This window comes from Pseudomonas sp. 10B238 (assembly GCF_000970615.1).
GTDB lineage: Bacteria > Pseudomonadota > Gammaproteobacteria > Pseudomonadales > Pseudomonadaceae > Stutzerimonas.
In genome coordinates this window covers 66,074-79,250 of sequence record NZ_KQ033929.1, presented here as the reverse complement: position 1 = coordinate 79,250, position 13,177 = coordinate 66,074, and the positions used below count along the sequence as shown (strand labels likewise).

Genomic DNA, 13,177 nt, shown 5'->3' with positions numbered 1-13,177 from the left:
AGACCGTCAGACGGCACGCAGAACGTTGTGGATCAAAAATAAGAAGCCACGAGGAAATACCTACATGAATAAAAAGCTGTTTGCAGCGGCCGCGATCGGTCTCTCCGCAACCCTGAGCCTGCCGCTGTCTGTCCAGGCCGCCATCGAAGAAGGCAAGCTGGTCGTCTGGATCAATGGCGACAAAGGCCATAAGGGACTGGCCGAGGTAGGCAAGAAGTTCACTGAAGAAACCGGCATTCCCGTCGAAGTGGCACACCCCGATGCAGCCACGGACAAATTCCAGCAGGCCGCCGCCACCGGCAATGGCCCGGACATCTTCATCTGGGCGCACGATCGCCTCGGTGAGTGGGCCCAGAGCGGCCTGATCACCCCCGTCACACCCAGCGCCGAGACCAAGCAGGAAGTCGCTGACTTCGCCTGGGACGCCGTCAGCTACAACGGCAAGCTGTGGGGCTATCCAATGGCGGTCGAAGCGCCTGCGCTGATCTACAACAAGGCCCTGGTGTCGACCCCGCCCAAGACCTTCGAAGAAGTCCTGGCGATGAACAAGGAGCTCGCCGCCGACGGCAAGCGCGCAATCCTCTGGGACTACAACAACACCTATTTCACCTGGGCCTTGCTGGCCGCCAACGGCGGTTATGCCTTCGAAGATACCGGCTCGGGCTATGACGTCAGCAAGACCGGCGTCAATAACGAGGGCGCCAAGCAGGGCGCAGCCGTCCTCAAACGCTTGATCGACGAGGGCGTGATGCCCAAGGGCGCCGACTACAGCGCCGCAGAGGCCGCCTTCAATAAAGGCGATACGGCGATGTTCATCAGCGGCCCCTGGGCCTGGTCGAACATCAAGAAGAGCGGCATCGACTTTGGCGTGGCGCCGATCCCGGCGGTAGGCGATAGCCCGAGCAAGCCGTTCTCCGGCGTGATGGCGGCAACGCTAAACGCCGCCAGTCCGAACCAGGCGCTGGCGGTCGAATTCCTGGAAAACTACCTGCTGGAAGTGGATGGCCTCAAAGCTGTGAACGCTGACGTGCCGTTGGGCGCGGTGGTGAACAAGGAATACATGGCCGAGCTTTCGGATGACCCGATGATCAAGGCCACCTTCGAAAGCGCCCAGCAGGGCCGTCCGATGCCGAACATTCCGCAGATGGGCGTGTTCTGGTCAGCCATGGAGCCTGCCCTGACGAACATCACTTCCGGTCGCCAAACTGTGGATGCCGCCCTGGATGACGCCGCCAAACGCATCGTCAAATAACGACAACCCACAGCCGCAGTTGGAGACGCCTGCGTCTTCGGCTGCGCGCCCTGAGGCCCAGATTCCGATGTCCGCCGTGAATGTTCCTGCCGAAATGCCCGGCCGCGCCGTGCCGAAACTGTCGATACCCAAGCTGCCAGCTGCGATGCGTTGGGGCCTCTGGCTGCTGTGCAACGCTTTTGCCCTGTACCTGATCATCGCACTCTATGCGCAGGGGCAAACTGTGTTCGCTCTGCTCGGGCTGGTGGTCGCCGGAATCGCCAGTTTCGTGTTCATCAACCGCCGTGCCTACGCCCATCGCTACATATTCCCGGCGGTAGCGGGGATGCTGGTGTTCGTGATCTTCCCGCTGCTCTACACCGTGGGCATCGGCTTCACCAATTACAGCGGCACCAACCTGCTGAGTTTCGAGCAGGCGCAGCGCTACCACCTCAATCAGACCTACCTTGCAGGCGAACGCTTCGGCTTCAGCCTGCACCAGAACGATGCCGGTGAGATGCGCCTGCGGGTCGACCGTGGCGAGCAGGGCGTCTGGGTTTCCGCTCCGCTGGCAGGTCAGCCGGTTGAGGGCGAGCCGCTTGGCATGAGCCGGGAAGCCGAGGTCGAAAAGCTGGGTGCGGCCTTGCCGTTGCGTGATGTGATCCGCCAGCGCAAGCAACTGGAACAGTGGGTCATGCGCGGCCATGAAGGTCAGCTGCTGCGCCTTTATGGGCTGCGCGAAGTCGCCGCGGTGGAGCCGCTGTACCGGTTGCGCGACGACGGCTCTCTGGTCAACAACCAGACCGGTGAACGCCTTACGGCCAACGATGAGATCGGCTTCTATGTCGATGCCGAAGGGCAGCAGGTCGCGCCGGGTTATACGGTCTATGCCGGCTGGAGCAATTTCGCCAAGGTGCTGACCGATCCGAAGATTCGCGGCCCGTTTCTGCAGATCTTCGTCTGGACGGTGTGCTTCGCCGCGCTGACGGTGGTCTTCACCCTTGCGGTCGGCCTGGTGTTGGCCAGCCTGCTGCAGTGGGAGATGGTTCGCGGCAAGGCGTTTTACCGGCTGATGTTGATTCTTCCGTACGCGGTGCCGGCGTTCATCTCGATCCTCGTGTTCAAAGGTCTGTTCAACCAGAGCTTCGGTGAGATCAACCTGATGCTCGACAGCCTGTTCGGGGTGCGGCCGGACTGGTTCAGTGACCCGACCCTAGCGCGCAGCATGATCCTGATGGTCAACACCTGGCTCGGTTATCCCTACATGTTGTTGCTGTGCATGGGGCTGCTGCAGGCGATTCCGCGCGACCTCTATGAGGCCTCGGCAATGGACGGCGCGACGCCAGTCGACAATCTGTTGAAGATCACACTGCCGCTGCTGATCAAGCCACTGGCGCCGCTGCTGATCGCAAGCTTCGCCTTCAACTTCAACAACTTCGTGCTGATCACGCTGCTGACCCGTGGCGGGCCCGACATCCTCGGCACCACGACTCCGGCAGGCACCACCGATCTGCTGGTCAGTTACACCTACCGCATCGCCTTCCAGGATTCGGGGCAGAACTTCGCCCTGGCCGCCGCCATCGCCACGCTGATCTTCATCGTCGTCGGCGCCATGGCCTGGCTGAACCTGAAGCTCTCGAAAGTGAAGGTCTGAGGATTACGCACATGGCCATGGTTCAACCGAAATCCGTCAAATACCGCCTCTGGCTGACGCACGCAGGCTTGCTCGCCTTTGTGGCGCTGATCGTGTTCCCACTGCTGATGGTGGTGTCGATCTCCTTCCGGGAGGGCAACTTCGCCACTGGCAGTCTGCTGCCGGACAATCCAACGCTGGAGCATTGGTCGCTGGCGCTGGGCATCCCTTACGTCCATGAAAATGGCGAAGTCAGCAACCCGCCGTTCCCTGTGCTGACCTGGCTGTGGAACTCGATGAAGATCGCGCTGATCAGCTCGCTGCTGATCCTCATGCTTTCGACCACCAGCGCCTATGCCTTTGCGCGGCTGCGCTTCGGTGGCAAGAGTCCGATTCTCAAGGGCATGCTGATCTTCCAGATGTTTCCACCAGTACTGACGCTGGTGGCCATCTACGCCTTGTTCGATCAGCTCGGTGAGCACATCAGCTGGCTGGGCGTTAACACCCACGGCGCCGTGATCATCGCCTCGCTGGGTGGCATGGCGCTGCATATCTGGACCATCAAGGGCTACTTCGAGAGCATCGACGGCTCGCTGGAAGAAGCGGCCATCGTCGACGGCGCCACCACCTGGCAGGCCTTCGTGCACATCTTGCTACCCATGAGCGTGCCGATTCTGGCGGTGGTGTTCATCCTCGCCTTCATCACCAGTGTCACCGAATACCCCATTGCCTCGGTGCTGTTGATGGATGTAGACAAGCTCACCTTGTCGGTCGGTGCGCAACAGTATCTCTACGACCAGAACTACCTCTGGGGCGACTTCGCTGCGGCGGCGGTGCTCTCCGGACTGCCAATCACCGCGGTGTTCCTGTATTGCCAGAAGTGGATCGTCGGCGGGCTCACAGCCGGAGGCGTAAAGGGGTAATCGACCCAGGACAGCTCGATGCGTCACGACACCCGAACAGGGAACGAACAACGGGAGACGACCATGAACGCCGCAATACCTGCACCCTTGCCGCTGATACCGGCGAAGCTGAACATGCCGCTGCTGCCGCGCGGTCTGTTGGCGCGGCCACGCCTTGACGAGTGGTTTCAGCGTCTTGGCGAGGTGCGGCTGGCTGTGCTGCACGCACCGAGCGGTTTCGGCAAGACGACCCTGGCGTGCCAGTGGGCAAGGGCGTTCGAGGGCCGTGTCGCCTGGTTGCAGCTGCATCCGGGCGACAATGATCCGCTGCAGCTTGGCCGCTATCTGCTTCACGCCCTCGACGCTCAGTTGGAGCATGGGTGTCCCCGCAGCCTCTTGCTGGCCGGTCAGGGCCGGGAGGCTTTCGATACGCTGCTTACGCATCTGCTGGCCGAATTGCCGGGCGAGCACGAACCGCTGCTGCTGGTACTGGATGATTTCGAAACGCTGTACACCGCAGAAGTCATCGCTGCGCTGCGCTTCTTCCTGCGCAACATGCCGAGCTGGATGACGCTACTCGTCTGCAGTCGCGGCCTGCCGGAACTGGGCGTGGCGGATCTACGGGTCAAGCATCAGCTGCTTACCGTTGACGCTCAGCATCTGGCCTTCGAAACCGACGAAGTTCAGGCGCTGCTGGATCTGGGCCTGCCGGTTTCGATCAACCGCGAGCAGGTCGAGCGCTTGAACCGGCGTATCGGCGGCTGGCCGTGCGCATTGCAGCTGGTTCTGCAGGAAGTGCAGACGGGCCGTGGTATGGATCCGTTTCTGGAAAACCTGCAGCTCGGTCATCCGTATATTCGCGATTACATGCGCGAGCAGGTCGTTGCCAACCTGGGCGCAAGCACGCTGGATTTCCTCCAGGCGACCTGTCTGCTGGATCGCTTCAACGCAGCACTGGCCGACCGACTGACTCAGGGCAGCAATGCTCGCGGGATGCTCGAGCAATTGGAGCGTAACGGGCTCTTCCTGCAGTCGCTGGATGGCCTCCGTCAGTGGTATGCCTACCACCCATTGTTCGCCACCTTTGTGCTGGGCGAACTGCGCACCCATCAGCCTCAGCGGCTATCCGATCTGCACCTGCGTGCGGCCGAAGCGCTGATGGCGGAAAACCTGCCGGAAGAGGCGGCGCGGCATGCGGTACAGGCCGGCTGCCCGACCCGCGTCGGCGAAGTGCTGGAGCGTCACGGCCGGCAGTTCTACCGTCAGGGCCGCCTTGAGCTGCTGCAGCAATGCCTGGAAACACTGCCGGAGGCGGTTATCGCCGGCTCGCCGCTGTTGACCCTGCTGCAGGCCTGGGTGTCACAGAACTCCTATCAGTTCGATCAGGTCGAGCGCTGGTTCAAGGCCGGCGAAGAGGCCCTGCAGCAGAGCTGTTCGGAAGACGACTGGGCGCGCATCGTTGGCGAATTCAACGCCGTTCGCGCTCAGGTCGCCATGAACCGTGGTGATGAAGAACAGGCAATCGCCCTGGCACGGGAAGCCTTGGTACGTGAGCCATTAATCATGCGCACCTCGAAGGTCGCAGCCCTCTCGGGCCTGGCCGAGGCGCATTTCGTTCAGGGCCTGCTACCGCAGGCGCAGAAGCAGTATGAAGAGGCCGAACGCCGTGCCCGCGAGATTCGCGCCTCGCACCTGGTGGTATGGAATCTCGGCCAGCTTTCCGAAATCGCCATTGCCCAGGGCTATCTACAGAAGGCCTATTCGCTGCAGGAACGGGCGATCCAGTACGTCGAACAGGCCGACCTGCAGGCGACCCCGATCATGGAGTTCATCTACCGCGTGCGTGGTCAGGTGCTGCTTGAGTGGCACCATCTGGATGCCGCCGAGCAGTGCGCGCTGCAGGGCATCCAGATACTCGAAGACGTCGGCGACCGCTGGCTGCTGCAGTGTTACGCGCTGCTGGCCGGGATCGCCCATGCGCGCGGCCAGCAGAGCGCCTGCGCGGACTACATAGGCAAGATCCAGAGCATGCTCGCTGACGACAATTACCATGTCGACTGGCTCGCCAATGCCCATGCGGTAATGCTCAGCTACTGGGACTCCACCCAGGACAAGACCGCGATCCAGCAATGGCTGCTGACGGCGCCAGCGCTCGAGCGCGGCCTCAATCACTTCGCCCAGTACAACGGCCGCAACCACGCGCGAGCCCACCTTTCGCTGAAGCAGCCGGACAAGGCGCTGCCGATCCTCAGGCAGCTGCAAATCGATGCGGAGCAGCACGGCTTGATCATGGACTTGAACCGCAACCACATCCTGCTTGCGCAACTGCACTGGCTGCGGGAAGAGCGTCAGCAGGCGCTGGATAACCTGCAGCTGGCGTTGACCCTGGCGAGCAGCACGGGTGCCATCGGCAGCTTTCTGCGTGTCGGTAAGCTGCTGATCGCCATGCTCAAGGCCTTGCAGCATGAACGTCGGCTCGATGAACTCGAAGCGCAGCGTGCCGATCGCCTGATACAGCTGGCGCAGCAGCAGCGCGACTTCAGCCGGGCGATTCGCATCACCCTCGACGAAGCGGTGATTCAGGACATCATCAACCGCCCGGATGTGCCCGAGCTGATTCGCCATTCGCCGCTGACCCGCCGAGAGTGGCAAGTGCTGAGCCTGATCCACGCGGGGCAGTCCAACGAGCAGATCGCGGAACACCTGAATGTCGCGCCGACGACGATCAAAACGCACATCCGCAGCCTGTATCAGAAGCTCAACATCACCCATCGCAACGAGGCCGTGCAGCTGGCCCGCAGCCTGCTGAGCAAAATCCAGGGCGAGTAACCGCGGCGGTTCGACGAGCGATTGCGCATCCGGCCGGTCCAAGGCCGAATGCGTCAGTTCATTCCAGTGGAGCCCGACATGCCGATGACCGAAAAACAGAAGATGCTCGCCGGCGTACTCTACCGGCCCGGTGACGCCGAGTTGCAGGCTGATCAAGCCGCCGCCAAAGCCTGGATGGTGCGTTACAACGCAGCGCTCGGCGAAACACCGGCGGTGCGCCGTAACTTGCTGAAAGAGCTTTTAGGAAGCGTAGGCGAAGGCGCTGTGATCCGGCCGCCGTTTCATTGCGACTACGGCTACAACATTCACCTCGGCGACGATGTGTTCTTCAACTTCAACTGTGTGATTCTCGACGTGGTCGAGGTGCGCATCGGTTCGGGGACGCAGATCGGGCCAGCTACGCAGATTTACGCGGCGGACCATCCACGAAGCGCGGAAGAGCGCCGCAGCGGCCTGGAATTCGGCCGTCCGGTGGTGATTGGGGAGAACGTCTGGATTGGCGGTGGCGCGATCATCCTGCCGGGCGTAACCATCGGCGATGACGCCGTGATCGGAGCGGGCAGCGTGGTGACTCGGGATGTGGCGGCGGGGACGACAGTCGTAGGCAATCCGGCCCGTAGTCGCTGATAGACGTGAGAATGGCAGCCGGCGCTGGGCCGGCTGCCGGCACTGCTTACTGCTGAGTCACGGTGGCCATGTTGCCCGAGCCCATCTGCGAAACGATTGCCGAGTCGCCCATGCCGCTCTGCATCAGCATCGCCTGGTTGCCTACGCCGCCCTGAAGCACGGTGGCCATGTTGTCCTGGCCGTCCTGGGTCAGGCTGACTTCGTTGTCCGAGCCATAGATCTGCTGGATGTCGGCCACGTTGAGGTCGCCGCCCTGCATCACGTCCACGCGGTTGTTGTCGCCGTAGCTGGAACCGGTCAGCTCGTTGCCGTTGCCGCTCTGGTTGGCGGTGAGCAGGTTGTCAGAGCCATCCTGGGCGAAGTCGATCAGCTGATCGGTGCCTTCCTGAGTGACGTAAGCCTCGTTGAACTGCCCGTTCTGCTGCAGCGAAGCAGTCATCATGCTGCCGTCTTGATCGACGATGGCATAGTTGTTGTTGCCGGTCTGCTCGGTGCTGGCGGTGTTGCTATCGCCAGCCTGGAAGATGTCGGCGCTGTTGGCGGTGCCGTCTTGGAAGATCGACGCGGTCTGCAGCGAGCCGCTCTGGTCGATGTAGGCTTCGTTCTGCAGGCCGTTGGACCGGATATCAGCGCTATGCTCGGCGCCTTCCTGGGTGACGGACGCGACCTGCATATCACCCTGCTGGTCGATATTAGCCACGGAGTCAGAAACGTCCATCTGATAAACAGTGGCGTCGTTGTCGTTGCCTTCCTGATTAACCACGCCGTCGTTGCGCGCGCCATTTTCCTGCCAGACCAGCGAGGTGTTGTCGTTGCCGACTTGACGCTGTTCCGAAACGCTCAGCTCTGTGTTGGTCTGGATCGATTCGGCGAAGTTGTCGTTGCCGTTCTGATCGATCACAGCGGTGCTCAGATCAGCGGCGGTCTGCTCGGTGTACGCAGTATTGAAACTGCCCTCCTGGTACTGGCGAGCGGTGGCGCCGGTGGAGTCGCTCTGGACAATGCTCGCATCATGGTTGTCGCCACTTTGCAGCTGGATGGCTTCGCTCTGCACGGTCGAGGACTGCACGATGTCCGCGCGGTTCAGGTCGCCAGTTTGCGTCTGCACGGCATCGGACATCGTGGCCTGAGTCTGGGTCACCATGCCGTCGTTGCTGGCGCCGGTCTGGGCCTGGTAGGAAATGTTGTCCTGACCACCAGTCTGAGTCACTTCGACAATGTTGTCGGCACCGGTCTGATTCTGTTCTGCGCTGTTGTCTTGGGCGTGAGCCTGAGTGGCCAGAATCGCGATGATGGCGGCTGCGAGGGGCTTGCACTTGAACATTTCATCTCTCCATGGATTTTGGATGCGTGTCGCTCCTGACTGGGCGGCTGCGCAGGTCTGCTGGGCGGCGGCTACTGCGGATCAGTCCTGGAACTGCATCGATCCTAAATGCCGCTCGTGACAGATAAGTGTCGATTCGCTTGTTTGTCGACATTTTTATGACGAATGACGGGCGCGGCTATATGCGACTCCCGGCGGCCCGCTCTACGCCCCCCGCTCCGGCCGCCTCTACGCCCGAGCCATACGCCTCGGTATTACGCTGCCGGGAGGATGTTGCGGCGGGATGACGCACCTAGAGTGGCGGCGTGTTCCCCAAACATCGAAGGTTGGTTGTATGAATCGCAATGACTGGTGGCGCGGCGGCGTCATATATCAGGTTTACCCGCGCAGCTTTTTCGACAGCAACGGCGACGGGGTCGGCGATCTGCTCGGTGTGGTCGAGAAGATCGACTACATCGCCAGCCTCAACGTTGATGCCATCTGGCTGTCGCCGTTCTTCACCTCGCCCATGAAGGACTTCGGCTACGACGTGTCCGATTACCGCGGCGTAGATCCGCTGTTTGGCACGCTGGAAGACTTCAAACAGGTCATCGACGTTGCTCATGCGCGCGGCATTCGCATCCTCATCGATCAGGTACTCAATCACTCGTCCGATCAGCACGCCTGGTTCAAGGAAAGCCGCTCGAGCCGCGACAACGACAAAGCCGACTGGTACGTCTGGGCCGATCCGAAAGACGACGGCACCGTGCCCAACAATTGGCTGTCGGTCTTCGGCGGTGCCGCCTGGACCTGGGACAGCCGCCGCAAGCAGTACTACCTGCACAACTTCCTCTCCAGCCAGCCAGACCTCAACTTCCATTGCGAAGCGGTGCAGCAACAGCTGCTCGAGGACATGGAGTTCTGGTTGAAACTCGGCGTCGACGGCTTCCGTCTGGACGCGGCGAACTTCTATTTTCACGACCGCGAACTGCGCGACAACCCGCCGAACCATGACATTCGCGAAGGCAGCATCGGCGTTCGCGCCGACAATCCTTATGCCTTCCAGAAGCACGTGTACGACAAGACCCAGCCGGAAAACCTCGACTTTCTGCGGCGTATTCGCCAGTTGCTGGAACGCTACCCGGGCAGCGCCACGGTGGCCGAAATCGGTTGCGACCATTCGTTGAGCACCATGGCCGCTTACACGGGAGGCAGCGACACGCTGCACATGGCGTACTCCTTCGATCTGCTGACCGAACAGTGCAGCCCGGGTTTTCTGCGGCACACCATCGACTGCGTGGAACGCGAGTTGGTAGACGGCTGGCCGTGCTGGTCCATCGGCAACCACGATGTGGTGCGGGTAATGAGTCGCTGGGCGCTGGCCAACCAACCCGATCTGGCGCGCGGCCGCATGTTCATGGCAATGCTACTGACCATGCGCGGCAGCGTGTGCCTTTATCAGGGCGAGGAGCTGGGGTTGGATGAGGCCGAGCTGCAATTCGAGCAGCTGGTCGATCCTTACGGCATTCGCTTCTGGCCGGAATTCAAGGGCCGCGACGGTTGCCGCACGCCGATGCCCTGGCACGATCAGGACCAGCACGGCGGCTTCAGCCGGGAACAGCCCTGGCTGCCGATGGCCGATCGTCACTTGCCGATGTCGGTGGCCGCCCAGGAGCAGGACCCGAATTCGATGCTCAGCATCTATCGCCGGTTTCTTGCATGGCGTCAGGACCAGCGCTTGTTGATCGAAGGCAGTATGCGCACCGTTTACCATGACGATGCGCTGTTGGTGTACGAGCGCCGCCTGGACGATGAGGTTTGGGTATGTCTGTTCAATATGGGCGATAGCGCACGGCACTTTGATCTGTCGGCTCCGGTCGAAGGCCTCGACGTGCCCTCGGCATCAGCCGTTTTCGAGGGGCACGGCGTACATTTGCCGGCGCATGGATTCGGATTTGCACGCCGGCTTGGCTGAGCGAGTCGGTTGAGACGGGCGTCTGGTCCGTTTCGACCGGGTTGCTGTCGCCCGTTTCGCTTGCCGCGATGCGTCGTGGCGGCTGTTTGAAGGAGAACAACAATAATGGCCAGCGTAACCCTGCGGAATATCTGCAAGAGCTTTGATGACGTCCCTATCACCCGCAATATCGATCTGGATATTGCTGACGGCGAATTTGTGGTGTTCGTGGGCCCGTCCGGTTGTGGCAAGTCGACACTGTTGCGACTGATTGCCGGGTTGGAGGACATCACGGACGGGGAGCTGCGCATCGATGGCGAGCGGGTCAATGAGCTGCCGCCCATGGATCGTTCAGTGGGCATGGTGTTCCAGTCCTATGCGCTCTACCCGCATATGAATGTCGCGGAAAACATGGCGTTCGGTCTGAAGCTGGCGAAGATCGACAAGGCCGAAATCAAGCGTCGCGTCGACTCGGTGGCGAAAATTCTTCAGCTCGATCAGATGCTTGATCGCAAACCCAAGGATCTGTCCGGCGGTCAGCGCCAGCGCGTCGCCATCGGCCGGACCATGGTGCGGGAACCGAAGGTATTTCTGTTCGACGAGCCGTTGTCGAACCTCGACGCTTTTCTCCGCGTGCAGATGCGTATCGAGATCTCGCGCCTGCACCAGCGACTGCAGTCCACGATGATCTATGTCACGCACGATCAGGTCGAAGCCATGACGCTGGCGGACAAGATCGTCGTGCTTAACGCCGGCCGCATCGCTCAGGTCGGGCCGCCGCTGGAGCTGTATCACTATCCGAAGAACCAGTTCGTAGCGGGCTTCATCGGTTCTCCGCAAATGAATTTCCTGCCGGTAAAGGTGATACGCGCCGATGCGGAGTCGGTGGAGGTCGCGATGCCAGGGGGCAGCGCGTTACAGCTACCTGTCGACGGCAGTCAGGTTGCTCCAGGCGATGCCCTGACCTTGGGTGTTCGGCCAGAACATTTCGTTGACCCCGAGCAGGCTGATTTCGTCTTCCATGGCGAGATTGCAGTGGCCGAGCGCCTCGGCGACCACAATCTGCTGCATCTGAACTTCGAAGGCGTGGGCGAGATGGTGGCGGTTGCCAGTGACGGTAACCGCCGCGTGGCGGTGGGGCAGGCCTACGCAACGGGGCTGTTGGCCGCCAAATGCCACCTGTTCCGGGTCGATGGTCAGGCTTGTGACCGGCACTATCGGGAGCCGGCACTGTTCGGCTGAGCGCGATATTTAGCTAATCGCACATGACAGCTGGCGGTCGGCCAGCTGTCATGCGGCTTCAATGACTGAGCTTCAGGCCAAGCAGTCCGGTGCAGATCAATAGCACGCTGCCGAGGCGAAACAGGCTCATCGATTCCCCGAACAAGACGATGCCGGCGATCACCGTTCCCACTGCACCGACTCCAGTCCAGACGGCGTAGGCGGTGCCCAGCGGCAAATCCTTCATGGCAAGCCCGAGCAGGCCCAGGCTGGCGGCCATCGCAGCGACAGTAAGCAATGTGGGAAGAGGGCGGGTGAATCCCTCGGTGAACTTCAGCCCAACGGCCCAGCCAATCTCGAACAGACCGGCAAAAAACAGAATGACCCAGGACATACGCACCTCGACAGGACGGTAATTAGGCGGGGCCGTCCCCGGTGAGTGTGTACAGCCTGAGGTCGTCCTCAGCGGGCGTTATTGTCCACAGCGAGCCGGTCCGGGCAAGAGCGCCGGACCGGCGGCCGCGTCAGCGCGCGTCCGGGCCGTCGTCTTTCATCCTCCGATAGACCGTCGCCAGCAGTGCACCGGACAGGTTGTGCCAGACGCTGAACAGCGCGCTGGGCACTGCTGCAAGTGGTGAGAAGTGCGCACTGGCCAGAGCTGCACCGAGGCCCGAGTTCTGCATGCCTACTTCGATCGAAAGGGTTTTGCGCTGCGCCAGTGGCAGGCCGAACAGTCGTCCGACCAGGTAGCCGATGCCGAGGCCAAGGCTGTTGTGCAGCACCACAACCGCCATGATCAACAGACCAGACTCGGCGATCTTCGCCTGGCTGGCGGCAACCACGGCGGCGACGATGATCACGATGCTGACTACCGAAACCAGCGGCAGGATATCGACAACCTGATGCACCCGGTTGCCCAGAAAACGGCGTGCGATCAGGCCGAGGGCTATAGGCAGTAGAACAATCTGCACGATGGACATGAACAGCGCGCCAAAGTTGACCGGCAGCCAGGCCGATGCCAGCAGCCAGATCAAAGCAGGCGTTACCAGCGGGGCGAGCAGTGTGGTCACGGCGGTGATCGCGACTGACAGCGCGACGTCACCACGGGAAAACCAGGCGATCACGTTCGAGGCGGTACCGCCCGGACAGCAGCCGACGAGAATCACGCCGACAGCGATTTCCGCCGGCAAGCCCAGCAAGGTGCAGAGTCCCCAGGCGAGAGCAGGCATGATCAGAAATTGCGCGCCGACACCCAGCGCGACCCAGAGTGGACGTCGGGCAACTTCAGCGAAATCCGCGGCTTTCAGCGTCAGGCCCATGCCGAACATGATCAGCCCCAGCAATGGCACGATCCAGGCGGTGGCGGGCAGGAACCAGCTGGGCTGGAAGAAGGCAAGAACGGCGAACAGCAGGACCCAGAGGGCGAAGGTATTGCCGACAAAGCGGCTGAGGGAGGCGAGGGCGCGCATCGGACTTA

At 61.6% G+C, this 13,177-nt stretch carries 10 protein-coding genes; 7 read left to right on the top strand and 3 right to left on the bottom strand.

Annotated elements, in window-relative coordinates:
* The first annotated feature begins 64 nt into the window (after positions 1-64).
* From malE to RT21_RS05085, 5 genes are all read left to right on the top strand, one after another.
* Entirely contained in the window at positions 65-1,252 is a 1,188-nt protein-coding gene (gene malE, locus RT21_RS05105) for a maltose/maltodextrin ABC transporter substrate-binding protein MalE (protein ID WP_046161884.1), read from the top strand.
* Positions 1,253-1,319: 67 nt separating this feature from the next.
* Entirely contained in the window at positions 1,320-2,885 is a 1,566-nt protein-coding gene (gene malF / locus RT21_RS05100; protein WP_046161883.1) for a maltose ABC transporter permease MalF, read from the top strand.
* 11 nt (positions 2,886-2,896) lie between these two features.
* Entirely contained in the window at positions 2,897-3,787 is an 891-nt protein-coding gene (gene malG / locus RT21_RS05095) for a maltose ABC transporter permease MalG (protein ID WP_046161882.1), read from the top strand.
* Between the two features lie 63 nt (positions 3,788-3,850).
* Complete coding sequence (malT, locus tag RT21_RS05090; protein WP_046161881.1) at positions 3,851-6,595, top strand: HTH-type transcriptional regulator MalT; 2,745 nt, start codon at positions 3,851-3,853, stop codon at positions 6,593-6,595.
* Between the two features lie 78 nt (positions 6,596-6,673).
* On the top strand, positions 6,674-7,222 hold the full coding sequence (locus tag RT21_RS05085) for a sugar O-acetyltransferase (protein ID WP_046162116.1): 549 nt from the start codon (positions 6,674-6,676) through the stop codon (positions 7,220-7,222).
* 46 nt (positions 7,223-7,268) lie between these two features.
* On the opposite strand, the gene RT21_RS05080 is transcribed toward RT21_RS05085, so the two are convergent.
* Positions 7,269-8,546 (bottom strand): hypothetical protein, encoded by a 1,278-nt coding sequence (locus RT21_RS05080; RefSeq protein ID WP_046161880.1) that lies wholly within the window; start codon positions 8,544-8,546, stop codon positions 7,269-7,271.
* Between the two features lie 334 nt (positions 8,547-8,880).
* Between RT21_RS05080 and RT21_RS05075 the strand changes: the two genes are divergently transcribed.
* Positions 8,881-10,500, top strand: coding sequence for an alpha-glucosidase (locus RT21_RS05075; protein ID WP_046161879.1), 1,620 nt, complete (start codon positions 8,881-8,883; stop codon positions 10,498-10,500).
* 105 nt (positions 10,501-10,605) lie between these two features.
* Positions 10,606-11,721, top strand: a complete 1,116-nt coding sequence (gene malK, locus RT21_RS05070; protein WP_046161878.1) for a maltose/maltodextrin ABC transporter ATP-binding protein MalK — start codon at positions 10,606-10,608, stop codon at positions 11,719-11,721.
* A 58-nt stretch (positions 11,722-11,779) separates the two neighbouring features.
* Here the strand turns inward: malK and sugE are convergent, their stop codons facing one another.
* Together sugE and RT21_RS05060 are read right to left on the bottom strand one after the other, a co-directional pair.
* Complete coding sequence (gene sugE, locus RT21_RS05065) at positions 11,780-12,094, bottom strand: quaternary ammonium compound efflux SMR transporter SugE (RefSeq protein WP_045428610.1); 315 nt, start codon at positions 12,092-12,094, stop codon at positions 11,780-11,782.
* A gap of 130 nt (positions 12,095-12,224) precedes the next feature.
* Complete coding sequence (locus RT21_RS05060; RefSeq protein WP_046161877.1) at positions 12,225-13,169, bottom strand: bile acid:sodium symporter family protein; 945 nt, start codon at positions 13,167-13,169, stop codon at positions 12,225-12,227.
* Between the last annotated feature and the right edge of the window lie 8 nt (positions 13,170-13,177).

What these genes read in the sequence shown, in the direction of transcription:
- RT21_RS05060 (WP_046161877.1), bottom strand. Translation starts at nt 13,169, where the DNA reads ATGCGCGCCCTCGCCTCCCTCAGCCGCTTTGTCGGCAATACCTTCGCC.
- malT (WP_046161881.1), top strand. Translation starts at nt 3,851, where the DNA reads ATGAACGCCGCAATACCTGCACCCTTGCCGCTGATACCGGCGAAGCTG.
- RT21_RS05085 (WP_046162116.1), top strand. Translation starts at nt 6,674, where the DNA reads ATGCCGATGACCGAAAAACAGAAGATGCTCGCCGGCGTACTCTACCGG.
- malK (WP_046161878.1), top strand. Translation starts at nt 10,606, where the DNA reads ATGGCCAGCGTAACCCTGCGGAATATCTGCAAGAGCTTTGATGACGTC.
- sugE (WP_045428610.1), bottom strand. Translation starts at nt 12,094, where the DNA reads ATGTCCTGGGTCATTCTGTTTTTTGCCGGTCTGTTCGAGATTGGCTGG.
- malG (WP_046161882.1), top strand. Translation starts at nt 2,897, where the DNA reads ATGGCCATGGTTCAACCGAAATCCGTCAAATACCGCCTCTGGCTGACG.
- malF (WP_046161883.1), top strand. Translation starts at nt 1,320, where the DNA reads ATGTCCGCCGTGAATGTTCCTGCCGAAATGCCCGGCCGCGCCGTGCCG.
- RT21_RS05080 (WP_046161880.1), bottom strand. Translation starts at nt 8,546, where the DNA reads ATGTTCAAGTGCAAGCCCCTCGCAGCCGCCATCATCGCGATTCTGGCC.
- RT21_RS05075 (WP_046161879.1), top strand. Translation starts at nt 8,881, where the DNA reads ATGAATCGCAATGACTGGTGGCGCGGCGGCGTCATATATCAGGTTTAC.
- malE (WP_046161884.1), top strand. Translation starts at nt 65, where the DNA reads ATGAATAAAAAGCTGTTTGCAGCGGCCGCGATCGGTCTCTCCGCAACC.